This is a genomic window from Actibacterium naphthalenivorans (assembly GCF_014196965.1).
GTDB classification, from domain to species: Bacteria; Pseudomonadota; Alphaproteobacteria; order Rhodobacterales; family Rhodobacteraceae; genus Actibacterium_A; species Actibacterium_A naphthalenivorans.
The window spans coordinates 435,241-456,543 of record NZ_JACIEQ010000003.1 but is presented as its reverse complement, the minus strand read 5'-3'; the positions used below and the strand labels follow the sequence as shown (position 1 = coordinate 456,543).

24 protein-coding genes and 1 riboswitch are annotated in these 21,303 nt (G+C 65.9%); of the genes, 16 read left to right on the top strand and 8 right to left on the bottom strand.

Features of this window, described 5'->3' with window-relative positions:
* Positions 1-6 precede the first annotated feature (6 nt).
* Together cobW and GGR17_RS13520 are read right to left on the bottom strand one after the other, a co-directional pair.
* Complete coding sequence (gene cobW, locus GGR17_RS13525; RefSeq protein ID WP_054540032.1) at positions 7-1,041, bottom strand: cobalamin biosynthesis protein CobW; 1,035 nt, start codon at positions 1,039-1,041, stop codon at positions 7-9.
* Positions 1,042-1,047: 6 nt separating this feature from the next.
* Complete coding sequence (locus GGR17_RS13520) at positions 1,048-1,416, bottom strand: DUF1636 family protein (RefSeq protein ID WP_054540031.1); 369 nt, start codon at positions 1,414-1,416, stop codon at positions 1,048-1,050.
* Between the two features lie 104 nt (positions 1,417-1,520).
* A riboswitch (cobalamin riboswitch) is annotated at positions 1,521-1,747 on the bottom strand.
* Between the two features lie 37 nt (positions 1,748-1,784).
* Between GGR17_RS13520 and cobO the strand changes: the two genes are divergently transcribed.
* Together cobO and GGR17_RS13510 are read left to right on the top strand one after the other, a co-directional pair.
* Positions 1,785-2,405 carry a cob(I)yrinic acid a,c-diamide adenosyltransferase gene (gene cobO, locus GGR17_RS13515; protein WP_054540030.1) on the top strand — a complete coding sequence of 207 codons (621 nt, stop codon included), beginning with the start codon at positions 1,785-1,787 and terminating at the stop codon, positions 2,403-2,405.
* A gap of 278 nt (positions 2,406-2,683) precedes the next feature.
* Complete coding sequence (locus GGR17_RS13510; RefSeq protein WP_054540029.1) at positions 2,684-4,129, top strand: cobyric acid synthase; 1,446 nt, start codon at positions 2,684-2,686, stop codon at positions 4,127-4,129.
* Here GGR17_RS13510 and cobD read toward each other — a convergent pair.
* Genes cobD through GGR17_RS13490 form a run of 4 tightly spaced genes read right to left on the bottom strand, consistent with a single transcriptional unit; the run spans position 4,126 to position 7,432 of the window.
* Positions 4,126-5,091, bottom strand: coding sequence for a threonine-phosphate decarboxylase CobD (gene cobD, locus GGR17_RS13505; protein WP_054540028.1), 966 nt, complete (start codon positions 5,089-5,091; stop codon positions 4,126-4,128). The genes GGR17_RS13510 and cobD overlap by 4 nt on opposite strands.
* Before the next feature lie 12 nt (positions 5,092-5,103).
* The gene (gene cbiB, locus GGR17_RS13500; protein WP_054540027.1) at positions 5,104-6,045 is read right to left on the bottom strand and encodes an adenosylcobinamide-phosphate synthase CbiB; all 942 of its coding nucleotides are present in this window, start codon (positions 6,043-6,045) and stop codon (positions 5,104-5,106) included.
* Positions 6,042-6,869: a hypothetical protein gene (locus GGR17_RS13495; protein ID WP_054540026.1), complete on the bottom strand. Its 828-nt coding sequence runs from the start codon at positions 6,867-6,869 to the stop codon at positions 6,042-6,044. Before GGR17_RS13495 ends, cbiB begins: the two co-directional genes overlap by 4 nt.
* Positions 6,848-7,432, bottom strand: a complete 585-nt coding sequence (locus tag GGR17_RS13490) for a histidine phosphatase family protein (RefSeq protein WP_054540025.1) — start codon at positions 7,430-7,432, stop codon at positions 6,848-6,850. Before GGR17_RS13490 ends, GGR17_RS13495 begins: the two co-directional genes overlap by 22 nt.
* 51 nt (positions 7,433-7,483) lie before the next feature.
* Here GGR17_RS13490 and cobU point away from each other — a divergent pair, with 51 nt between their 5' ends.
* From cobU to GGR17_RS13475, 3 genes are read left to right on the top strand one after another with little or no spacing between them, the layout of a single operon-like run.
* A complete protein-coding gene (gene cobU, locus GGR17_RS13485; RefSeq protein WP_054540024.1) occupies positions 7,484-8,011 on the top strand; it encodes a bifunctional adenosylcobinamide kinase/adenosylcobinamide-phosphate guanylyltransferase in 528 nt (175 codons plus the stop codon).
* The gene (cobT, locus tag GGR17_RS13480) at positions 7,992-9,017 is read left to right on the top strand and encodes a nicotinate-nucleotide--dimethylbenzimidazole phosphoribosyltransferase (protein ID WP_054540023.1); all 1,026 of its coding nucleotides are present in this window, start codon (positions 7,992-7,994) and stop codon (positions 9,015-9,017) included. The genes cobU and cobT overlap by 20 nt, the downstream gene beginning before the upstream one ends.
* Positions 9,014-9,769: an adenosylcobinamide-GDP ribazoletransferase gene (locus GGR17_RS13475; RefSeq protein ID WP_054540022.1), complete on the top strand. Its 756-nt coding sequence runs from the start codon at positions 9,014-9,016 to the stop codon at positions 9,767-9,769. The genes cobT and GGR17_RS13475 overlap by 4 nt, the downstream gene beginning before the upstream one ends.
* Before the next feature lie 12 nt (positions 9,770-9,781).
* On the opposite strand, the gene GGR17_RS13470 is transcribed toward GGR17_RS13475, so the two are convergent.
* Both GGR17_RS13470 and GGR17_RS13465 read right to left on the bottom strand, forming a co-directional pair.
* The gene (locus GGR17_RS13470) at positions 9,782-10,192 is read right to left on the bottom strand and encodes an EF-hand domain-containing protein (protein WP_054540021.1); all 411 of its coding nucleotides are present in this window, start codon (positions 10,190-10,192) and stop codon (positions 9,782-9,784) included.
* A 60-nt stretch (positions 10,193-10,252) separates the two neighbouring features.
* Positions 10,253-10,768: a hypothetical protein gene (locus GGR17_RS13465; protein ID WP_054540020.1), complete on the bottom strand. Its 516-nt coding sequence runs from the start codon at positions 10,766-10,768 to the stop codon at positions 10,253-10,255.
* Positions 10,769-10,945: 177 nt separating this feature from the next.
* Between GGR17_RS13465 and GGR17_RS13460 the strand changes: the two genes are divergently transcribed.
* The 11 genes from GGR17_RS13460 to GGR17_RS13410 all read left to right on the top strand — a co-directional run bounded on the left by GGR17_RS13460 (position 10,946) and on the right by GGR17_RS13410 (position 21,298).
* On the top strand, positions 10,946-11,665 hold the full coding sequence (locus GGR17_RS13460; protein WP_054540019.1) for a response regulator: 720 nt from the start codon (positions 10,946-10,948) through the stop codon (positions 11,663-11,665).
* Complete coding sequence (locus GGR17_RS13455) at positions 11,655-12,932, top strand: ATP-binding protein (RefSeq protein WP_054540018.1); 1,278 nt, start codon at positions 11,655-11,657, stop codon at positions 12,930-12,932. The genes GGR17_RS13460 and GGR17_RS13455 overlap by 11 nt, the downstream gene beginning before the upstream one ends.
* Before the next feature lie 336 nt (positions 12,933-13,268).
* Complete coding sequence (locus GGR17_RS13450) at positions 13,269-14,795, top strand: class I adenylate-forming enzyme family protein (RefSeq protein WP_054540017.1); 1,527 nt, start codon at positions 13,269-13,271, stop codon at positions 14,793-14,795.
* Positions 14,755-15,867: a TRAP transporter substrate-binding protein gene (locus GGR17_RS13445; RefSeq protein WP_217621202.1), complete on the top strand. Its 1,113-nt coding sequence runs from the start codon at positions 14,755-14,757 to the stop codon at positions 15,865-15,867. Before GGR17_RS13450 ends, GGR17_RS13445 begins: the two co-directional genes overlap by 41 nt.
* Positions 15,867-16,364: a TRAP transporter small permease gene (locus tag GGR17_RS13440; RefSeq protein WP_054540015.1), complete on the top strand. Its 498-nt coding sequence runs from the start codon at positions 15,867-15,869 to the stop codon at positions 16,362-16,364. The genes GGR17_RS13445 and GGR17_RS13440 overlap by 1 nt, the downstream gene beginning before the upstream one ends.
* Positions 16,361-17,650: a TRAP transporter large permease gene (locus tag GGR17_RS13435; protein WP_054540014.1), complete on the top strand. Its 1,290-nt coding sequence runs from the start codon at positions 16,361-16,363 to the stop codon at positions 17,648-17,650. Before GGR17_RS13440 ends, GGR17_RS13435 begins: the two co-directional genes overlap by 4 nt.
* Positions 17,651-17,659: 9 nt before the next feature.
* A complete protein-coding gene (locus GGR17_RS13430) occupies positions 17,660-18,487 on the top strand; it encodes an alpha/beta fold hydrolase (protein ID WP_054540013.1) in 828 nt (275 codons plus the stop codon).
* On the top strand, positions 18,484-18,741 hold the full coding sequence (locus GGR17_RS13425; RefSeq protein ID WP_054540012.1) for a hypothetical protein: 258 nt from the start codon (positions 18,484-18,486) through the stop codon (positions 18,739-18,741). Before GGR17_RS13430 ends, GGR17_RS13425 begins: the two co-directional genes overlap by 4 nt.
* Before the next feature lies 1 nt (position 18,742).
* Positions 18,743-19,576 (top strand): DODA-type extradiol aromatic ring-opening family dioxygenase, encoded by an 834-nt coding sequence (locus GGR17_RS13420; RefSeq protein WP_054540011.1) that lies wholly within the window; start codon positions 18,743-18,745, stop codon positions 19,574-19,576.
* Positions 19,573-19,902 carry a Rieske (2Fe-2S) protein gene (locus GGR17_RS13415; protein WP_054540010.1) on the top strand — a complete coding sequence of 110 codons (330 nt, stop codon included), beginning with the start codon at positions 19,573-19,575 and terminating at the stop codon, positions 19,900-19,902. Before GGR17_RS13420 ends, GGR17_RS13415 begins: the two co-directional genes overlap by 4 nt.
* Complete coding sequence (locus tag GGR17_RS13410) at positions 19,895-21,298, top strand: aromatic ring-hydroxylating oxygenase subunit alpha (protein ID WP_037209038.1); 1,404 nt, start codon at positions 19,895-19,897, stop codon at positions 21,296-21,298. Before GGR17_RS13415 ends, GGR17_RS13410 begins: the two co-directional genes overlap by 8 nt.
* The last annotated feature ends 5 nt before the right edge of the window (positions 21,299-21,303 follow it).

The following is a 21,303-nucleotide window of genomic DNA, read 5'->3' as shown; positions in this document are numbered from 1 at the left end:
CTTGCGTTACACCCCAAGGGCCGTGCGGATCGCGGCGGCGTCGATGTGATCATGTTCGGCGATCACCACCAGTTGCGAGCGGCGCTCCGCCGTGCCCCACGGCCGGTCGTATTGCGCGCGCACCCGCTCGCCCACCGCCTGCACCAGCAGGCGCATCGGCTTGCCCGCCACAGCGACATAGCCCTTCACCCGCAGGATATGCTGCGTGCGCGCCATGCTGGCGATGGCCTGTTGCAACGCCTGTGCATCGGCGACCTCGCCCAGTTCGATCACCAGGCTATCGAAATCATCATGCTCGTGATCGCCGTGATCATCGTGATGGCTGGGCCGGGCGGCCAGATCGTTCTCGGCACCGGCGTTGAGCCCCAGCAGCACGCGCGGGTCGATCACGCCGTCGGTGACGGGCAGAACCGGCAGGGCCCTCGGCGCCTCGGCCTCGATCGCCGCGCGGGCCTTGGCCAGGCCCTCGGCCCCGGCCAGATCGGCCTTGGTCAGCAGCACGATATCGGCGCAGGCAAGCTGATCCTCGAACACCTCGGACAGGGGCGTTTCATGATCAAGGCTTTCGTCCGCCGCGCGCTGAGCCTGCACGGCATCCAGGTCGGCGGCGAACTGACCCTTGGCGACGGCCTCGGCATCGGCCAGGGCGATCACCCCGTCCACGGTGATGCGTGAGCGGATCGCGGGCCAGTCGAAGGCCTTGAGCAACGGCTTGGGCAGCGCCAGCCCGGATGTTTCGATCAGGATGTGATCGGGCGCCGCGGGCAGCGCCATCAACGCCTCGATCGTCGGGATGAAATCATCGGCCACGGTACAGCAGATGCAGCCATTGGCCAGTTCGACGATATTTTCGGCCGGGCAGTTCTCGTCCGAGCAGGATTTCAGGATATCGCCATCCACCCCGGCGGTGCCGAACTCGTTGACCAGAACCGCCAGCCGTTTGCCCTGCGAATTGGCCATCAGGTGGCGGATCAGCGTGGTTTTTCCGGACCCCAGAAAGCCGGTGATGACGGTGACGGGGATTTTCGAAAGATCGGGCACGGGGGCTTACTCCTGCGGGGGGATGCGGGCGACGGATTGCTTTCGAAACACCTCGGGGCGCGCGCGCCAGGGCACGAGGCCGTCACTGGTGGCGGCATAGGCGGTGACGCCGGTCAGGATTGCATCGACATGCGCGTCGGGGTCGAGATCGCCGTAGACATAGCTCCAGCGCCGCGCCCCGCCGCTGAGCGCGATCGAACAGCCCCGCGAACAGGCCGACAGGCATTCGACCGGGCGCAACGTCACCCCCTCGGGCAGCGCGTGGGCCTCTAGCGCCGCGAGCATCCGGGCGCCGGGGCGCGGCTCTTCCTCGCAGGGGGCGCCGCCGGCGGTGCGGCGGCAGGTGGTGCAGACGGAAAGTGTCACGTTGGCCATGCAGCCTGTCCTCGTGGTTCGGCTGCAGGGGGGGAGATGGGGCAACAGAAACGCCGAACGGCAGGCGTCTTCCGAAGCCGGCCGCGACACACCCCGTTCGCCCGTTGCATTACGTCGTGTTGGCAGGTCTCCCGGCTTGCGGATGTCGGGGCCTGAGGCCCCGGCGGTCTGCCCACCTTCCCGGCCCATGCAGGGCCAGTGGTCGGGCGACCTCTCCGGTCACGGTCGCGGGGGCGGCTGCGCTTCGGCTCTTGACCGGGGATGGTCCCGGCGCCTATCGCATTCCCTCTTCGCCTGTCCTGAGACAGGAACCAACGAAGACTCCTCTGCGGCAAAACCACTTGCCTTGTCAACGAAGGAAACGCGCCATGACTGATACCCCGCTCAGCGACGAAGCCCGCCATGCGGTTAAAATGGCTAAGAAAAAAGCCGCCCGCGACCGAATGATGGAAAAGAAGGAAGGCGAAAAGGGGCTGATCATCGTCCACACCGGAGCCGGCAAGGGAAAGTCCTCCTCCGGCTTCGGGATGATTCTGCGCTGCATCGCGCATGAGATGCCCTGCGCCGTTGTGCAATTCATCAAAGGCGCATGGGATACCGGTGAGCGGCGGTTGATCGAAGGCCGGTTTTCCGGTCTGTGCCAGTTCCACGCCATGGGCGAGGGGTTCACCTGGGAAACCCAGGACAAGGCGCGTGACATTGCGATGGCGCGCAAAGGCTGGGAAAAGGCCATGGATCTGATCCGCGACCCCGAGATCAGGATGGTTCTGCTGGACGAGATCAACATCGCCCTGCGCTACGACTATCTGGACATCGCCGAGGTCGTAGCGTTTCTGGAAACCGAAAAACCGCCGATGACTCACGTGGTTCTGACCGGGCGCAACGCCAGGGAAGAGCTGATCGGGATCGCCGATCTGGTGACTGAGATGACTATGGTCAAACACCCGTTCCGATCCGGCATCAAGGGGCAGCCGGGCGTCGAATTCTGATCGGGGCGGGGGCTCTGCCCCCTCGCGGCCGCTGGCCGCTCTCCCCCGAGGTGGTTGGACCAAGATGAGGGAAAGAGTTTGTTAAGGATGCGCATGCATGCTGGACATGCGGTACAGGGAGAGGTCCCGATGACCGCCCAAGGTGAAGGAAGCACCGCGTCTCGCCTGCTCAGGCGGCTCGGGACGCGGTGCGGCACGCTTGCCCATTTCATCTTGGCGCAAAATACCTCCGCCGGAGGCTCCTGCGGGTTGCGTCCGGAACAAGGCGGGGGGGCGGAATGACCGCGTTGATGATCCAGGGAGCAGGGTCGAACGTCGGCAAATCCTTGCTGGTGGCCGGGTTGTGCCGGGCGGCGCGGCGGCGCGGGCTGCGGGTGGCGCCGTTCAAGCCGCAGAACATGTCGAACAATGCCGCCGTGACCGTCGATGGCGGTGAGATCGGGCGGGCGCAGGCCTTGCAGGCGCTGGCGTGCGGGCTGGAGCCGGTGAGCGACATGAACCCGGTTCTGCTGAAGCCTGAAACCGATGTGGGGGCGCAGGTGGTCGTGCAGGGAAAACGCCTGACCACGACGCAGGCGCGTGAGTACCGGACATTGAAGCCGCAGCTGCTGGCGCGGGTGCTGGAGAGCTTTCACCGGTTGCGCGCGTCGCATGATCTGGTGATCGTCGAAGGCGCGGGCAGTCCGGCCGAGGTCAACCTGCGGGCCGGTGACATCGCCAACATGGGGTTTGCCTGTGCGGCGCATGTGCCCGTGGTTCTGGTGGGCGACATTGATCGCGGCGGGGTGATCGCGCAGATCGTCGGCACCCGGGCGGTGCTGCCGCCGGGCGACAACGCGATGATCGCGGGGTTTCTGATCAACAAGTTCCGCGGTGACGTGTCGCTGTTCGACGATGGCTATACGCTGATCGCCGACCGCACCGGCTGGCCCGGTTTCGGGGTGCTGCCGTATTTCCCTGACGCGGTCAGGCTGCCCGCCGAAGACGCGCTGGACCTGCCGCGCCGGGCGCGCGGGCAGGGGGTGCGGGTCGTCTGTCTGGCGCTGTCGCGCATTGCCAATTTCGACGACCTCGATCCGCTGGGGCAGGAGCCGGGCGTCGACCTGACGTTGCTTGGCCCTGGCGAGGTGATCCCGGGCGATGCCGATCTGGTGATCCTGCCCGGCACCAAATCCACGCGCGGCGATCTGGCCTTCCTGCGGGCGCAGGGCTGGGACGTGGATCTTGCCGCCCATGTGCGCCGCGGCGGCCATGTGCTGGGCATCTGCGGCGGCTATCAGATGCTGGGGCGGGTGATCCGTGATCCGCTGGGGATCGAGGGCGCGCCGGGCGAGACGCCCGGGCTGGCGCTGCTGGATGTGGCCACCGAAATGACTGCGGACAAGCGCCTGACCCGGGTGGCCGCCACATGCGCCGCCACCGGTGCCGACATGCAGGGCTATGAGATCCATATCGGCCGCACCGAGGGGGCGGACCGGGCGCGTCCCTTCGCCCATGTCGATGGCGCGCCGGAGGGCGCGGTTTCGGCCGACGGGCGAATTATGGGCAGCTACCTGCACGGCATCTTCGCCGGTGACGGTTTTCGCCGGGCCTTCCTGCAGGGGTTCGGTGTTGCAGGCGGTGGCCTGTCCTATGGCGCGGTGGTCGAGCAGACGCTGGACGCGCTGGCCGACCACATGGAAACCCATCTCGATGTGCCCGGCCTTCTGGCGTTGGCGCGCTAGGTGAGCGCAGTTTCCAGCCGCGCCCATTCGGCGGCGTTGCCCGGAAGGCCAAGGCGGATCAGCTCTGGCGACCACGGGAAAATCCGGCTCCAGATGCGGGCGCGGGCGAGGCGTGCCTGCGCGGCCTGCGCGTCGGGTGTGGCATAGAGGCGGAACAGTTCGGTGCCACCGACATTGCGCCACCCCGCGCGCAACGTGAGGGCGTCGATCCGCGGCAGCTCTGCCCGGAGCCGCGCGGCGGTGGCGCGGGCCCAATCGCGATCCGCCAGGGCGGCCTGCCCGATCTCGATCGCCGCGCCCGAAACAGGCCAGGGCCCGGCCATGGCGGAAAGGGCCGCGATGTCATCCGCGTGGCCGAGCGCGAAGCCCAGCCGCACCCCTGCCAGCCCGTAGAACTTGCCGAAAGAGCGCAGCACCAGCAGACCCTGTTCACGCCCCGCCGACGGGGCCAGCGACAGAGCGGGGCGGGGGTCGGCGAAGCTTTCATCGACCACCAGAAGGCCGACCTGCCGGGCCAGCCGCAGAAGCCGCGCGGGCGCGGTTTCCCGCCCGTCGGGGTTGTTGGGGTTGACCACCACCGCCAGTTCGGCCCCGGCAAGGGCTTGGGGGTCGCCGACCTCGTCGACCGTCCATCCCGCCGCGCGCAGGCTGGCGGCGTGCTCGTTATAGGTGGGGCCCAGCACCCGGGCGTGGCCGGGCGGGCGCAGGCGCGGGACCATCTGGATGGCGGCCTGCGCGCCGGCGAGCGGCAGGATCGCGGCTGCTGTGCCATAGGCTTGTGCCGCCGCCCGGATCAGCGCCTCCTGCGCGGCGCGGGTGGGCAGGCTGCGCCATGCGGCGGCGCTGATTTCGGGCAGCGGATAGGGCGCGCGATTGATCCCGGTGGACAGATCGATCCACTCTTCGGGCTTTCCGCCGAAGCGGGCAATCGCCCCGTCGATGTTGCCGCCATGGTCACGCATGCGCCGCCCCCTTCAGAGAAGCGCCAATAGCCCGAGGCAGCAAGCCAGTGCAACCATCGTCCGAAGATAAAGGCCGAGCCCGCGGCCCAGGTCATCCGGGCGGGGATCGGGCGCCGCGCCGTTGATCCAGGGCTCTTGCGAGATCCGGTCGCCATAGGCGCGTGGGCCCGACAGGCGCAGTTGCAGGGCACCGGCCAGCGCCGCCTCGGGCCAGCCGGCATTGGGCGAGCGGTGGTGGCCTGCGTCGCGCGCCATGCAGTGCAGCGCGGCCAGCGGCTGGGCGCAGAGCAGCGCGAACATCAGCCCGGTCAGCCGCGCCGGGATCAGGTTGGCGATGTCGTCGATCCGCGCGGCGGCCTTGCCAAACTGCTCATGGTGGGTCGTGCGGTGGCCGATCATCGAGTCGAGCGTGTTGATCGCCTTGTAGGCGGCGATCCCAGGCAACCCCAGAAAGGCACCCCAGAAGAGCGGCGCCACGATGCCATCGCTGGTGTTCTCGGCCAGGCTTTCCAGCGCGGCGCGGGCGACGCCGGCCGCGTCCAGGCACTGCGGGTCGCGGCCCACGATCATGGAGACGGCGCGGCGCGCGCCGGACAGATCCCCGACCCGCAAGGGGCGCGACACCGCCGAGACATGGGCATACATCGAACGTGCCGCCACCAGGGGCCAGGCCAGCACGCCGGCCAGGACGGTTCCCGCCCATCCCCCGGGCAGCACCCGGCACAGCGCCAGCGCCGCGCCCGTGGCGAGCGCGATGACGATCAGCGTCGTGGCGAGGCCAGCGCGGAACCGGGCCGGGCCCGTCGCCGTTTCGCGGTTCAGCCGTCGATCCAACGCGGCAATGAGGTGGCCCAGCCATGTGACCGGGTGACCGATGCGCCGGTACAGCCCGTCTGGCCAGCCGATCGCCGCGTCCAGCCCCAGCGCGATCAGCATCGACAGCGCGCCGCTCATGCCGGGCCTCCGGCCGTGAAGCGCACGATCTGCCGTAGCCCCGCCGCGCGCAGCTGTGCCGCGCCTGTGGCGGGAACGCTTCCCGGTGCGAAGATCAGCCCCCGGGCCGAGCCGGTGTGCGCGATGACAATCCCCAGCGCGCCCAGATCGCGGGCCAAAGCCTCTGTCGGGTCATCCGCCGGACCGCGCCGTGCCAGTGTCCGCCGTGCCGCGCGGCTGGAAAGCCGGGCCAGAGCCGTCAGGTCGCCCGCTCCGGCGGCCGCCTGCCAGCGTGGCACCAGATCCGAGATATCGGCGAAGTTACTGTCGGCCGGCCATGTGCGCCGGGGCGGGCCGTGGAATCCGCCCAGCACCTCGCACCGAGGCAAGATGGGCATGTGGCCCGCGATCTCGGCCTCGCGCGACGCCCAGAGAATGCGCTCTGGCGCCGGGAACATCAGCGGGTCACTGGCGCCCTCGGCGGTGACGCAGGCGCGGGCGAGTTCAAGGGGCGGGCAATCCGGCGCGGCCAGCCGGGCCAACGCCACCAGCGCCGCGGTGGAGGCGCCCGCGCCCCCGCCCGCGGGCATCTCGGGCCGCAGGGCGAAACGGCCCCGAGGCCGGCCCCCGACGAGGGCCAGAAACCGCCGCGCCTGTGCGCGCCAAACCAGGCGCTCCGGGCTGTGAACCCTCAGGTCGCCGCCGGGGCTGTACCAGCCGCGCAGGCGCAGGGCCGGGCAGGGCAGCGTGATTACGACGACCGGCCCCGCCGGGCCGAGGCGGCCCTGCAGCAACTCGCCGAAATGCCCGCAAACGGCGGTTGTCAGCGCGCCGGTGCTGCGCATGCGTTGACCTCCCGGATGATGAAGTTGCCATCGGTCAGGCAGGCGATGCGGGTGACCGACAAGGGCGCAATCTCGAAGGCCAGGGCACCGGAAACCGCGCCGAGGGCCAGCGCCAGCGCCGCGCGAATCGTGCCGGCGTGGGCAACGACAGTGGCAGGGCCCGCCCGGGCCAGCTCCTCCAGGGCCGGAGCCGCCCGGGCGCACAGATCGGCAAAGCTTTCGCCGCCCGGCGGGCGATGGTCGCACAGCTCTTGCCGGGGCAGCGGGCCCAGATCGGGCAGATCGGAATAACAGAGCCCTTCCCATGCGCCGAAGTCCTGTTCGCGCAATGCGGGGCAGGGGGTTGCGGCGGCGCCTGGCCACAGGGCGAAGAGCGTCTGCACGCAGCGCAGCGCCGGGCTGTGGATCAGCCGCCCCGGCACGGGGATCTGCGCGCGGAGCGCGTCAAACATCGCCCAGTCGCTGCAATCGGCGGCCAGATCCCGGCGCCCGTAGACCCGGCCATCGGGCACCACCGGCGCGTGCCGGATCAACGTCAGTTCCGCCGCCCGCGTGGTCTGCATCGCCCGATTGCCCCTTCCGTCCGCTGCCCATATCTGCTTTTTCTGCGCCCCATGAGCAAGACGATACTGATCACCGGGGGCGCGCGTTCGGGCAAGAGCGCATTGGCCGAGCGCCATGCGCTGACGCTTGCTTCGCAGGCCGTCTACATCGCCACCGCCGAGGTGCGGGACGACGAAATGGCAGAGCGGGTGGCCCTGCATCAGGCCCGGCGCGGAGACGAGTGGCGCACCGTTCACGCCCCTCTCAACCTTCTGGAAACGCTTCGGAAAACGGATGGATGCGGGGTGCGGCTGGTGGATTGTCTGACGCTGTGGCTCAGCAATCTGATGCTGGGCGGGCACGACTGGCAGGATGCCGTACAGGCGCTGGCCGCAGCCCTGCCCGAACAGCGCGATCCGGTGGTGATCGTCACCAATGAGGTGGGGGCGGGGATCGTGCCCGAAAACGCCCTGGCGCGCGCGTATCGTGATGCCTCGGGGCTGATGAACCAGATCATCGCGGCCGCGGCCGACGAGGTCTATCTGGCCGTCTGCGGCCTTCCGCTGAAAGTGAAACCGAATGAGCAACATGCCTTTTGAGCTGTCGGCGCTGGCCGATCTGATTTCCCTTCCCGCCCGTCTGCCACAGGGCGATCCGCAGGCCGCCGAAGCCGCGCGCGCGCGCCAGAATGCGTTGACGAAACCGCCCGGCTCGCTGGGCCGGCTCGAGGCGCTGGCCACCTTCATGGCCGCCTGGCACGGCACCGACCGGCCTGTGATCAACAAGGCGCAGGCCCTGGTCTTTGCCGGCAACCACGGCATCTGTGCGCAGGGCGTAAACCCTTATCCGCAAGATGTCACCGCCCAGATGGTGGCCAATTTCGAGGCCGGAGGTGCCGCGATAAACCAGCTGTGCCGCGCGAACGGGGCCGATCTTTCTGTGGTGGCGCTCGACCTCGACCGGCCGACCGGCGATTTCACCGAAGGCCCGGCGATGTCCGAGGCCGAGACGCTGGCGGCGATGAACCGGGGCGCCGCGGCGGTTGACCCCGGGGCCGATGTGCTGATCCTGGGCGAAATGGGGATCGGCAACTCGACGATCGCGGCGGCGCTGGCGGCGGCGATCTTCGGGGGCGACGTCGCGCGCTGGGTCGGGCCCGGCACCGGCGCGGATGCCGAAGGGCTCAAGCGCAAGGTCGACGTGATCGAACGCGGGCTGGCCCGGCACGACGGGCTGAAAGGCAACGCACCGGCGCTGTTGGCCGCACTTGGCGGGCGCGAGCAGGCCGCGATCTGCGGCGCGGTTCTCGCGGCCCGCGCGGCTTGCATCCCGGTGATCCTTGACGGTTTCATCTGCACCGCCGCAGTTGCGCCGCTGCATGGCGCCAGCCCGGCGCTGCTCGACCATTGCCTGGCTGGCCATGTCAGTGCCGAACCGGGCCATCGCCTGCTGCTCGAGGCAATGGGAAAGGAGCCTGTTTTGTCGTTCGACATGCGGCTTGGCGAGGGATCGGGCGCCGCGCTGGCGCTTGGCATCCTGCGCGCGGCGCTGGAGTGCCACAACGGAATGGCGACCTTCGGCGAGGCCGGGGTGTCCGAGGCATGAGCCTGCGCCCGCGCCTTGCCGAGTTTCAGGTCGCGGTGATGTTGCTGACGCGGTTGCCGGCGGGCCGGATCAGTGGCGCCGCGCCCGGCATGGCCGCCTCAAGCTGGGCCTGGCCGCTGGCGGGGGCGCTGGTTGGCGGCATCGCGGCGATGATCTTCGCGGGCGCCAGCGCGCTGGGCCTGCCGGCGCAGGTCTCGGCGCTGCTGGCGCTGACGGCGGGGATTCTGGCCACAGGCGGGATGCATGAGGACGGGCTTGCCGATATGGCCGATGGTTGTGGCGGCGGCCGTGACCGGGCGCAGAAGCTGGAGATCATGCGCGACAGCCGGATCGGCAGCTATGGCGTGCTGGCCCTGCTGGTCAGCGTCGGGCTGCGTGCCGCTGCCATGGCTGCGCTGGGCGCGCCCGCCGTTGTGGTGCCGGCGCTGATCGCGCTGGCGATGGCCAGCCGTGCGGCGCTGCCGCTGTGGCTGGCGCTGTTGCCGCCGGCGCGCGCCGACGGGCTGGGCCATGGCGCGGCCCGTCCGAAGGCGGGGACCGTTGCCCTGGCCCTGATCCTGGGGCAGGCCGGCTGGCTGCTGTCGCCCGCCGGCTGCTGGCTTCCTGTGGCTGTGGCCGTCGTTTTCGGCGGCGCGATCGCGTCCCTCATCGCTTTGCGCCAACTGGGGGGGCAGACCGGCGATGCACTGGGTGCCGCCCAGCAAGGCGCCGAGATTTTCGGCTGGCTGACCCTGACCATCCTGGCGCGCTGAACGGCGCCGCCGCTATCCGCGCGCGTTGCGGGCGGCCGCTTCAACCTCGTTGCGGGTGAGCACGCCGTTCCCGTCGGTATCGGCCTGATCGAAAGCCGGCGTGGGCCCGTTGACGAACTCGGCCTCGGAGACGACGCCATCTGCGTTGGTGTCAAAGACAGCGACCCCGGCGAAGCGGCCGTTGGCGCGGGCCGTGCCGAAACGGGGGAAATCTTTCTGCGACAGGACACCGTCGCCGTTACGGTCCAGCCGGGACCATTGCGCGGCGCGGAATGACAGGAATTCCGCATGTGAGATGGCGTTGTTGCCATCGGCATCGACTTCATCAAACACGGTGGCGAGGCGGGTCATTGCCCGGTCCTGTGCCAGCGCGGTGCCGGCGGTCAGGCAAAGCAGGGCGGCTGCGATCGGGAGGTATTTCATTGAGAGCATCCTTCATGTTGAAACCGGCACGGCCGGTTCGGGCCGTGCCAGGGGGGCGCGCTATTTGGCGCAGGCAACCGCCTCGCCCGAATCCGTATAGCAGGTGCCGGTATGCGTAACCGTGCCCGTCACGGGATCGACCGTGGTCGAGCCCTGATAGCTGGTCCCGGTGGTGGCGCTGGTGGCCGTGGTCGAGCGGGCGCCGCTGGCGGTGCCATCTGCGTCGACGGCAAGCGAACCGCTGCTCTGGACATTGCCCTTCTGTCCGCTGGCGGCGAAACCACCACTATGGGTCAGCGATCCGTCCGCGCCGCGCGTGGTGGTCGAGGCGCGCCCGGCAACGCTGCCCTGCGGCGTGCGCAGGACGGTGCCGCTGGCGCCGGTGACGGAGCCGTCGGAATTCTGCTGAACGCCACGGCCGCTTACGATGGCGCCGCCGTTCGGCCCCCTCGCGGCGACGGCGCCGCCATTCGCGCCACGTGTGCGCAGCACGCCCTGCTCGGCCAGAGCGGCGTCGGCGGCGAGCGCACAGATGCCAAGCGCCAGCAGCCCCGGAATTAACTGTTTGCGTTTCATGACTGTCTTTCCTTTCCTCTGGGGCACAGCCCCGGTTGAGACAGGTCGATGATGCCGGGCGCATGTTGCAGGCCGATGTCGCAAAACCGCGAAGGTGCTACAAAGGATTGCAACCCGTCCGGGCTGTCACGGTTTGTCACATATTTCCCGCTGACTTGCCCGGGGTGGAGTGCCAACATGCCTTCCATGGACCCCAAACCCGCCCGCATCATCGTGGTTGACGACGACCTTGAACTTCGCGCGCTCCTGCAGCGGTTTCTGGGCGAACACGGTTTTGGCGTGCGCGCCGTCGATGGCGGGCGGGCGCTGGACATTGCCCTGATGCGCGAACCTGCCGATGTGATCGTGCTGGACCTGATGATGCCGGGCGAGGATGGCCTGACCATCTGCCGCCGCCTGCGCGCGGCGGGGGACACGACGCCGATCATCATCCTGACGGCCAGGGGCGATCCGGTGGATCGCATCCTGGGGCTGGAAATGGGGGCCGACGATTATCTGGGCAAGCCTTTTACCCCGCGCGAACTGGTCGCCCGGATCGCGGCCGTGCTGCGGCGGGTCGCGCCAGAGCGGGCCGGCCAACGCGACGAAACGGCGAACATCGGCCCTTTCGAGATCAACTTCTCCGCCATGACCATCCGGCGGGGCGGCGAGCCGATCGGCCTGTCTTCCCGTGAGTTCGCACTCTTCGCCGCGCTTGCCCGCAGCGCCGGGCGCCCGCTGAGCCGCGCGCAGCTGATCGAACGCGCAATTGGGCGCGATGCCGAGGTCACGGACCGGGCGATCGACGTGCAGATTGCCCGCCTGCGCCACGCGCTTGGCGAGGATACATCCGCCCCCCGCCACATAAAGACGATCTGGGGCATCGGATACGCATTGGTCGCGGGCGATGCTGAATAGCCTGTTTCGCCAGAACATCGCCCTTCTGATCGGTGTCGTACTGGTTGGCCAGGTGCTGACCACGGTCCTGATCGCCTCGGTGATCGTCAGGCCGCAGACGGTTCGTCTGGCGCATGCGGCGGCACAGGTCATCGACGCCTTCGCGGTGGCCGCTGACGGAATGACACCGCAGAGCCGCGATGCCTTCCTTCAGGTTCTGAACAGGGAAGGCGGGGCGCAGATCATCGCCGCCACGACACCGCCCGAAGATGGCCTGCGCTCGCCGAAGTTTCTCGAACGGCGCTTCATGCGGGCCCTGGCCGACGAGCTGGCGTCGCAATCCGAACTTCAATGGCAGACCGACAATAACGGCCATTTGTGGATCAGGGTCGTGACCGGCGGCACGCCGCTGTGGCTGACCATAACCACGCCCGAGCGCGTCGGGCCGCTTCACGCGCTTCTGCTCGCCGTGGCGGTGGCCTGTGCCGTCGCGCTGATGGGCGGGGTGGTGATCCAGCGCAGGCTGGCGCGCCCTTTGCAGGAACTGGCGGCGCGGGTCAGGGATTTCGACCCCGCATCGGAACCTGCCCGGCTCAGCGAAACCGGCCCCGATGAGATCAGGGCCGTTGCCCGCGCGTTCAACGACATGGCCGCGCGGCTTTCGGCGATAGAAACCGACCGTGCAATGATGCTGGCCGGGGTCAGCCATGATCTGCGGACGCCGCTCGCCCGACTGAGACTGGCGCTGGAGATGATCGCCACCAGGGATCGGGATCTGATCGAAAGCGCCGATCGGCAGGCGGTGCAGATCGACACGATGCTCACCCAGTTCGCCGATTTCGCGCGCGGGTTCGAATCCGAGGAACGGTCTTTGGTGCCGGTTTCCGGCCTGCTCGCCGAGGCGGTCGAACTGGCTGGACTGGGGGGGGATATCTTCGTCACGTGCCAGCCCGATCTCGTGTTTCACCTGCGCAAGGGGGCGGTTGTGCGTGCCCTTGCCAACCTGCTGACAAACGCCGCCCGGCACGGCCGCCCGCCGATTGCATTGAACGCGGAGGTAACGGGCGAAGTGCTGCACCTGACCGTGACCGACGCCGGCGACGGCATTCCGGCGGCGACGGCGCAACGGATGCTGATCCCCTTCGTGCGGGGCGATCACGCGCGTGGCGGCGGCGGAACGGGGCTTGGCTTGTCCATCGCCGAGCGGGTGGCGCGCGCGCATGGCGGGATGGTGGCGTTCACATCCGGGGGGAAAGGTTTTTCCGTCACGCTGAACCTGCCGGGATAGGGCTTGGAGTGTCCCCCGGGTTGGGGTGCTCGCAACGTCTAGCCGCGATATGGCCGCTCAAACCTGCCATTTACAGCCCATCCACCGACTCAAGCTCCCGCGATGGCAGTTATTTTCAGAGCCTCGGCGAGAAACGGCAACCGGTCCTGCCCAATTCAACCGCCACGTCGGTTTGCGCCACTGCCTATGCCACCACCGCCGGCTCTGCGGCAGCGACCAAGACGCGATCAGCCTCCAGATCATCCAGCGCCAATCTTTGCCTCCGCACAATACTTAAAAGTATTGACTGGAGAAATGGATTGTGTCTTTTTGGGTTTGCGAACGGGAGGAGCACAAATGAAATCGTTGGACTGTCTCGACTGGCGCGGGACCGAGCCCGCGGGCAGCCTTATCGAAATCTTTGAGAATCGTGTTAATCAGCACCCGAATCGGCTGTTCATTGCGGATATGAGTATTCGTTTGACATGGGGTGAGGTCGCGCAGGCGCTGCGGGGGTTTGCTTCCACATACGGCGAACAGCTACGCGACAAAGATGTGGCCATGTTCATGGGTAACGGTGCGCCTTTCTTTATAACATACCTTTCAGTATTGTTTTGCGGTGGCCGAGTGGCTCTGCTCAATGCTGCGATGCCGCGCAAGTCCGGCGCATTGCTCATGGAAAGCCTCACGCCTGAAATGGTCTTTGCGGACCATCCTCTTGAGTTCAAGCCCGACGCGATCGTGGTCGATAACGCGATGATTGCTGGCTGGGTCGCCTCCGACGCTGAGGCGCAAAGCGCCTGTGGCACAGGGCATACCCCTGCCACCTATCTTTTCTCTGGCGGCACCACCGGCATACCAAAACGAATCCTTTACTCTCACCGCAAGCTTGTCTCAGCCGGTGCACGGATGCAGTGGGGCTGGCCGACACGCGAGGCTGACGTGTTCCTACCCATCGCGCCCTACAGCCATATCTACGGATTTCTCGCGGGGATCTGCCTTCCGCTGCAATCGGGTGGCAGTTCGATCGTGCCAGAGCGGTTCCACCCGGCCGGCGTGCTCGACCTGATCGAGCGCGAAAGGGTTTCCGTGCTCGGCGGCGGCCCTCCTGCCGTCTATCAGGCGCTGATGTCCGATCCCGATCTTGACCAGCGCGATCTCAGCTCGCTGCGGGTGTGTCCCGGCGGCGGCGCGGCGTTCCCGGTCGAAGTGCACCGTCGCTGGGAGAAGCTGACAGGCCTGACCATCTACGAAGGCTACGGCATGACCGAAGTCGCCCCGATCACGGCAAACACGGACTCGCGCGGAAGCCGCCTGGGTGCGGCAGGCAAGCCGGTGCCAGATACCGAGGTCGATATCGTGGATCTGCAAACCGGGAGCCGTTCTCTGCCGCGCGGCGAGGCCGGCGAGATCCGTGTGCGTGGCCCGCATGTCATGCCGGGGTATTGCGACAACCCCGAAGAGACTGCGCTCGTGTTGCGCGACGGGTGGGTCCATACCGGCGACATCGGCGTGATTGACGAGGAAGGCTTCCTGACGATTACGGACCGAAAGAAAGACGTGATCATTCACAAGGGTTTCAACGTGTTCCCCCGCGAAGTGGAGGAAGCGGTGATGTCGCACCCCGACGTGGCCGGCGTTTGTGTTGTCGGCGTGCCAGACGCGCGCTCGGGCGAGGTTGTGGTTGCCTATGTGGTGTTGCGCGCGGGCGCTCAGGTTGACGCCGAGATGCTGTGCGAAAGCTGCAGGCAATTCCTCGTCCCCTACAAACTGCCAGGCCGGATCGAATTTCTCGGGGCGTTGCCGCTGACGCCCGCGGGCAAGGTTGACCGGATGGCGCTTCGTGCGCGGGCGCGCGGGGCGCGGGAATCCGAAAACGCTTAACTGTGTAGGGGAGGAGACACAGATGACCCAGGGAAATTTCGCGCGGCGTTCGGCGCTTAAAGGCGCGCTGTTTGCGGCCGCGGTGGCGATGAACAGTTTGCCCGCGCGGGCCGCTGACACGCTCGTCCTGAACTATAACCAGTGGTTTCCGAGCGGGCACTGGAGCCAGGCGGACGGACTGTACAAGTGGTTCGACCAGATCGAGGAGGTGACGGAGGGCCGCGTGAAGGTGCAGGCCTCTGCCAAGCCGCTCGCCCCGCCGAACCGCAACTATCAGGCCGTGGTCGATGGCGTCGCGGATATCGCCTGGGGTCCGCATGGCTACACCCCGGGCGTATTCCCGCTGACCGAGATGGTCGAACTGCCGTTCATCACCAAGGACGCCGGCGCATCGTCGAAAGCCTATTGGCAGCTCTGGAAAGAGTATTTCGAGCCGACCGGGATGCAGTCCGATGTCGTGACGCTCGCCATGCATGTGACGGCCGGCGGCAATATCTCGATGCGCAAGGAGCCGGTCACCTCTATGGCCGGTCTAAAGGGCAAGAAGATGCGCGTGCCGACCCCGGTAGTGGGCCGCGTGCTTCAGCAGCAAGGCGTGGTGCCGGTATCTGGCTCGCTCACCGAACTGCGCGAAATGCTGTCGCGCGGTATCATAGACGGGACGGTGATCTCCGACGAACTGGTGACCGGTTTCAAGGTGGATGAGGATATCCACGCGGTGACCCAGGTTCCCGGCGGCATTTTCTCGAACTCTGCCTTCATTATCATGAACAAGGCCAAGTGGGAGAAGATCAGCGCCGAAGATCAAGCCGCGATCATGGGCATCTCGGGCGAGGTTCTCAGCGAGAAGATGGGTGCGCTCTGGCATCAGAACGACATTGCCGCGCGCGAAATTTTCAAACAACGCCTTGGTGAAAACTACCTTGTCGCCGATGTCTCTTTCATGGCCGAGATCGACGCCGCCTTTGCCGGTGAACTTGGCAAGTGGAAAGAAATGGCAGCCGAGATGGGTATCGATGCCGATGCCGCCCTGGCTTTTTACAACGGCGAGATCGAAAGGCCGAGCAACTGATGCGCTCGCGGTCTTATATCGCATCCATTCAGCGCCGTTTCCGCCTTTTGGCGGAAACGGCGCTGGTCGGCCTCGTGGTTGTCACTGCGGTCGATGTGATCGGCCGGGTGGTGTTCAGCAGCCCGCTCGGCTTTGCCTATGAACTGGTCGGGCTGCTTCTTGGTGTCTCCGTCTATGCCGGCCTGATCGGTATGAACTGGACGCGCGATCATATCCGCATCGACCTGATCGAGCCGCAACTGAGCCGCATGCCGCGCTTTGACCGCATTCGCGCGGGCGTGGTCTGGCTGCTCGAGGTGGTGTTTTTCACCATCCTCGCGATCTTTCTGGCCCGACAGTCAATGATCATGCAGCGCTGGCACGAAACCTTTCTGTTTCTGCCGCTCGAAAAATGGGTGCCGTTGTCGATCTATGCGGTGTTCGCCGGATTGGCCGCAGTGAGCACGGTTCTGGCTGTCGTCCCCACCCTCAAAGCCAGCAAAGGGGATCTGAAATGATCGCCATACTGGCCTTTCTCGCGCTCATGGTGCTGCTGTTTCTGCGCACCCCGATCGCGGTGGCCACGGGGCTTGTGGGCCTCGTGGGGCTTGCCGCCTTTCAGGGCTGGACGGCCGCTTTTTCGCAGGTGGGTATCATCGCTTCGGAAACGGTGCTGACATATGAGTTCGCGGTGATTCCGCTTTTCATCGTGATGGGCGCTTTCATTGCCCATTCCGGCATCGCCGATGAGCTGTTCCGCGCTTGCTATGCTGTCGTCGGCCATTTGCGCGGGGGGCTGGCGCTCTCGACCATCGTTGCCTGCGGCGGCTTTGGTGCCGTATCGGGCTCATCGCTTGCCACTGCGGCCACCATGTCGCGCATCGCCTATCCGCAGATGAAGGGCTACGGCTACAATACCTCCCTTGCCACGGGGGCGATTGCGGCGGGGGGCACACTTGGCATCCTGATCCCGCCCTCAATCGCACTCGTGTTCTACGGCATCATGACAGAGACGGATATCAGCGCGCTTTTCATGGCGGGGATCGTACCGGGCGTTCTCGGGATCGTCCTTTACGCAGCGGCGGTGTTCTGGACAGTGCTGCGCGATCCCGAGGCTGGCCCTGCCGGTGACAAACCCACGTCGAAGGAACGCCTGCAGGCGCTGGTCGGGGCGTGGCCCGTAGTGTTGCTGTTCGGCGTGGTGATGGGCGGCATCTATGGCGGGTTCTTTTCGCCAACCGAAAGCGCAGGCATTGGCGCTTTTGGCGCGTTGGCCCTTGCCGCGCTGCGTGGCCGGATCAGCGTGCAGATGCTCAAGAGCTCGCTCGCCGATGGTATCTCCACCACCGTTTCGCTGATGATGATCCTGATCGGCAGCTTCTTGTTCGCCAATCTTGTGAACGTCGCAAGGGTGCCGCAGGCACTTGTCGCGATGATCGAGACACTGGCCGTGCCGCCGCTTCTGGTGATCTTTCTGATCATCGCGATCTACGTGGTGCTTGGCTGTGTACTCGAAAGCATCTCGATGATGCTGCTCACCGTGCCGGTGTTCTATCCGCTGATCATCTCGTTGGGCTTCGACCCGATCTGGTTCGGCATCCTTGTCGTGGTTGTCGTGGAGATCAGCCTCATCACCCCGCCCATCGGGCTCAATGTCTTCATTCTCAATGCGGTGTTGCGCGACGTTCAACTGACGGAAATTTTCCGCGGTGTGGTGCCCTTCATCGTCGCGGATGTGGCGCGGGTTCTGCTTGTTGTCTTCATTCCCGCTCTCTCGCTCACATTGCCCTATCTGCTGAAATAGGAGGTACTCATGCTGGACACGGACGTCCAAACTCTCACAATCACCGCGGCCGACCACCGTACCAACCTGCATCGCGCGGGAGAGGGCAAGCCTGTCGCGCTGCTCCATGGCTCCGGGGCGGGCGTGTCTGCCTGGGCCAACTGGCGCAAGGTGATCGGGCCACTGTCGGAGAGCTTCAGCATCGTCGCTCCCGATATCGCGGGCTTTGGCGCGACCGAACTGAAGCCCGACACGAAATACAACATCATGCTCTGGGTCGAGCATTTCGTGGCTATCCTTGACGAACTGGGCATCGAAAAGGTCTCGGTGGTGGGCAATTCCTTCGGCGGTGCCCTGGGGCTGATGACCGCGATCAACCATCCCGACCGGATCGACCGGCTGGTGCTTCTGGGCACGCCTTGCGGACATTTCCCGATCACCGACGGGTTGCGGGCGCAAGGTGAGTTTGACGGCACGATGCCATCCATGCGCCGCGCGATCAGCTATTTCCCCCATGACGAGAGCATCATCACCGAAGAGCTCATCGCCGCACGGTTCAACGCGGCCACGCGCGACGGCGCGCTTGAGGCCTTCCGCAAACTGATGCCCCCCCCCGAGGGAGAAAATCCGATCGTGCGCGGCATTCCGGAAAAGCTTCTGCGCAAGGTCGGGCACAGGACCCTGATCCTGCACGGCCGCGAGGATCGCGTTGTGCCCTACGCCCGCGCGCTCGACATGCACCAATGGGTCGAAAACTCCGATCTGCATTCCTTCGGCAAGTGCGGCCATTGGGTGCAGATCGAACGCGAGGCCGAGTTTCTGAAACTTGTCAAAGACTTTCTGGGAGGTGACGCATGAGCCGGAACACGCTCGAAAAAGTGCTTTACGACCTGTCCACCTCGGGGACGCACAAGAAGAAGTTCTCCGAAGATCCGAACAAGTTCCTGTCGCGCTATCAGCTCGATGACAAGGAGCGCGCGCTCATCCGCGAATACAAGGTCCGCGAACTGGCGGATCTGGGGGTGAATACAATGCTGACTTGGGGCTTCTGGCTTCAGGCCGGGAAATCGAACCGCGATTATCTGAAGATCATGAAACGCGAGGAGGCGTAAAATGGCACGAATCGTCGGGGGCTTTGTCGCCCCGCACAACCCGGTCATGTATTTCAACCCCGAGGGCGCGAGCAAGCAGCAGTCCGATGCCTGCTATGCCGCCTACGGAATAATGGCCGATCGCATCAAGGAGCTTGAGGTTGACGCAGCCATCGTGATTGGCTGTGACCACTACATACTCTTTGGTACTGAATGCCTGCCGCCCTATGTGATCTCCACCGGCGAAATCGAAGGGCCGGTCGATCAGTTGCCGGGGCTCAAGCGCAAGCCGCTGGCTTCGCATGGCGCGCTTGGAGAGCATATCGCCAAAGTGGGCCGGGAGACCGGCTTCGACTGGACCGTGGGCCGCGCCCTCAACGTCGATCATTCCGTCGCCGTACCGCATCACTTGATGCTGGAGCCGACGGGCAAAGATATCCCGATCGTCGCGGTGATGCTGGCGTGCGGTGTGGATCCCTATCTGCCGATGAAGCGCGCGTGGGATCTGGGCGAGCATATCGCCGAGGCCGTGGCAAGCTTCCCGGGCGACGAGCGCGTCGTGGTGATCGGCTCGGGCGGGATCTCGCACCATGTCGGCGACGAGCGCATGGGCGAGGTGAACCCCGCGTTCGACCGCAAGGTGCTTGATATCGTTGCCCGTGGCGACAAGGCGGCGATGCTTGCGCTGACGGACGAGGAAATCCTGCGCGACGGCGGCAACGGCGCGATGGAAATCCGCACCTATGCCTGCGCCATGGCCGCAACCCGCGCCGCAGGCGGCCGGGTGATCGGCTACGAGCCTGTCGCGGGCTGGGTCACAGGCATGGGCTTTGCGGAGCTGGAGGTGGCCGCATGATGATCGAGCTTTGCGACAGCGCGGATATCGGTGAGGGCGAGATCATCCGTGTGGATGTGCCGGGTTGTCCGGCCATCGCCATCGCGCGTCACGAAGGCGCGCTCTACGTCTTCCCCGACCGCTGCCCTCATGCGGATGAAAGCCTCTCCGAAGGCTGGCTGGAGGATGGCCGCGTGGTTTGCGGCGTGCATTTCGCCGAATTCGAACTGGGCTCTGGCGCGGTGCACAACCCGCCCGTCGGTTGCCCCAATCTTTCTTTCTTCAAATGCGAAGACCGCGACGGAAAGGTTTTCGCCACCCTCACAGGAGGACCCGAACATGTGTGATGGAGGATGCAAGGGCGGGGCCCGCGGCCGCCCGAACATGGCGCCGGTCTATCCCAAGGCCGCAAGCTATCCCGAATACGCCCAGCTCGTGAACCGCGAGAACGCGCAGGTGGATCGCCGCCTCTTCGTGGACGAGGCGATCTATCAGGCCGAGCTGCAGCAGATCTTTGCCCGTTCCTGGCTGTTTCTGGCCCATGAAAGCCAGATCCCAAGTCCCGGCGATTTCATCCGCACCTCGATGGGCGAAGATGACGTGATCGTCGTGCGCCAGCGCGACGGTTCGGTAAAGGCGTTCCTGAATTCCTGCCCGCATCGCGGCAACCGTGTCTGCATGGTGGATGCCGGCACGAAGGCGCGCGGTTTTATCTGCAATTACCATGGCTGGTCCTTCGGGATCGATGGTGGGCTGCGCGGAACCGATGGCAAGGTCTACGAAAAGGACCAGGCGTTCGAGAAAGCCCAGATCGGCCTTACCCCGGTGGCGCAGATCGACAGCTACAAGGGCCTGATCTTCGGCACGTTCGATCCCGCCGCGCCGTCGCTTCTCGATTTTTTCGGCCCCTTTACCTTCTACCTCGACATCATGCTCGACAATGACGAGGGCGGAACCGAGTTTATCGGCGGCGCGATCAAGTCCGAGATCGACTGCAACTGGAAATTCCCGGCAGAGAATTTCGTGGGCGATATCCTGCACGCCTTCTGGACGCATCAATCCGGCGCGCAGGCGATCCTTGGTGCTGGCGTCGATCTTGGCAAGCGGTACGATGAGCTGGCGTTCCAGGCCTCCGTTTACGGGCACGGAATAGAGACCAATCTCGACAAGGTCGGCAACACCCGCACCTTGGGTTATCCGGAACTGGTCGACTATGTGTATGACCTTTCGGAAAAGGCCAGCGCCCGTCTGGGCGATCTGCGCGCCCGCGCGATCGGGGCGATTTCCTCATGCACGGTATTTCCGAACTTCTCCTTCCTGCCGGGCCAGAACACCTTCCGCGTTTGGCATCCGCGCGGTCCCGGCAAGATCGAGCTGGTCGTCTGGACGCTGGTGAACAAGAACGCGCCCGAGCACATCAAGGAAGCTTACCGCAAGGGCGTGATGATGACCTTTTCGCCGGGCGGCGTCTTCGAGATGGATGACGGCGAGAACTGGGAATATTCGACCCGCGTCAACCAGGGTTTCGTGACCCGCCAGCAGCCTTTGCACTATGCGCTGGGCCTGGAAAGTACCGATCTGGAACGCGAATTGCCCGGCCATATTCACAAGGGGTCGATGAACGATGCCAACCAGCGTTTGTTCTATACCCGTTGGGCGGAATTCATGGAACATGACAACTGGACCGATCTGCAGAACGGCGACACCGCGCCGCCGCAGAAGTCCGTGAAAGCGGCGGAGTAACCCCT

Excerpts from the sequence above, each read along its gene's own strand:
- GGR17_RS13435 (WP_054540014.1), top strand. The coding sequence starts at position 16,361 with ATGATCGCCATACTGGCCTTTCTCGCGCTCATGGTGCTGCTGTTTCTG.
- GGR17_RS13415 (WP_054540010.1), top strand. The coding sequence starts at position 19,573 with ATGATGATCGAGCTTTGCGACAGCGCGGATATCGGTGAGGGCGAGATC.
- GGR17_RS13430 (WP_054540013.1), top strand. The coding sequence starts at position 17,660 with ATGCTGGACACGGACGTCCAAACTCTCACAATCACCGCGGCCGACCAC.
- GGR17_RS13510 (WP_054540029.1), top strand. The coding sequence starts at position 2,684 with ATGACCGCGTTGATGATCCAGGGAGCAGGGTCGAACGTCGGCAAATCC.
- GGR17_RS13470 (WP_054540021.1), bottom strand. The coding sequence starts at position 10,192 with ATGAAATACCTCCCGATCGCAGCCGCCCTGCTTTGCCTGACCGCCGGC.
- GGR17_RS13460 (WP_054540019.1), top strand. The coding sequence starts at position 10,946 with ATGCCTTCCATGGACCCCAAACCCGCCCGCATCATCGTGGTTGACGAC.
- cobU (WP_054540024.1), top strand. The coding sequence starts at position 7,484 with ATGAGCAAGACGATACTGATCACCGGGGGCGCGCGTTCGGGCAAGAGC.
- GGR17_RS13490 (WP_054540025.1), bottom strand. The coding sequence starts at position 7,432 with ATGCAGACCACGCGGGCGGCGGAACTGACGTTGATCCGGCACGCGCCG.
- GGR17_RS13440 (WP_054540015.1), top strand. The coding sequence starts at position 15,867 with ATGCGCTCGCGGTCTTATATCGCATCCATTCAGCGCCGTTTCCGCCTT.
- cobT (WP_054540023.1), top strand. The coding sequence starts at position 7,992 with ATGAGCAACATGCCTTTTGAGCTGTCGGCGCTGGCCGATCTGATTTCC.
- GGR17_RS13495 (WP_054540026.1), bottom strand. The coding sequence starts at position 6,869 with ATGCGCAGCACCGGCGCGCTGACAACCGCCGTTTGCGGGCATTTCGGC.
- GGR17_RS13475 (WP_054540022.1), top strand. The coding sequence starts at position 9,014 with ATGAGCCTGCGCCCGCGCCTTGCCGAGTTTCAGGTCGCGGTGATGTTG.
- GGR17_RS13420 (WP_054540011.1), top strand. The coding sequence starts at position 18,743 with ATGGCACGAATCGTCGGGGGCTTTGTCGCCCCGCACAACCCGGTCATG.
- GGR17_RS13410 (WP_037209038.1), top strand. The coding sequence starts at position 19,895 with ATGTGTGATGGAGGATGCAAGGGCGGGGCCCGCGGCCGCCCGAACATG.
- cobO (WP_054540030.1), top strand. The coding sequence starts at position 1,785 with ATGACTGATACCCCGCTCAGCGACGAAGCCCGCCATGCGGTTAAAATG.
- GGR17_RS13455 (WP_054540018.1), top strand. The coding sequence starts at position 11,655 with ATGCTGAATAGCCTGTTTCGCCAGAACATCGCCCTTCTGATCGGTGTC.
- GGR17_RS13450 (WP_054540017.1), top strand. The coding sequence starts at position 13,269 with ATGAAATCGTTGGACTGTCTCGACTGGCGCGGGACCGAGCCCGCGGGC.
- GGR17_RS13465 (WP_054540020.1), bottom strand. The coding sequence starts at position 10,768 with ATGAAACGCAAACAGTTAATTCCGGGGCTGCTGGCGCTTGGCATCTGT.
- GGR17_RS13520 (WP_054540031.1), bottom strand. The coding sequence starts at position 1,416 with ATGGCCAACGTGACACTTTCCGTCTGCACCACCTGCCGCCGCACCGCC.
- cobD (WP_054540028.1), bottom strand. The coding sequence starts at position 5,091 with ATGCGTGACCATGGCGGCAACATCGACGGGGCGATTGCCCGCTTCGGC.
- GGR17_RS13425 (WP_054540012.1), top strand. The coding sequence starts at position 18,484 with ATGAGCCGGAACACGCTCGAAAAAGTGCTTTACGACCTGTCCACCTCG.
- cbiB (WP_054540027.1), bottom strand. The coding sequence starts at position 6,045 with ATGAGCGGCGCGCTGTCGATGCTGATCGCGCTGGGGCTGGACGCGGCG.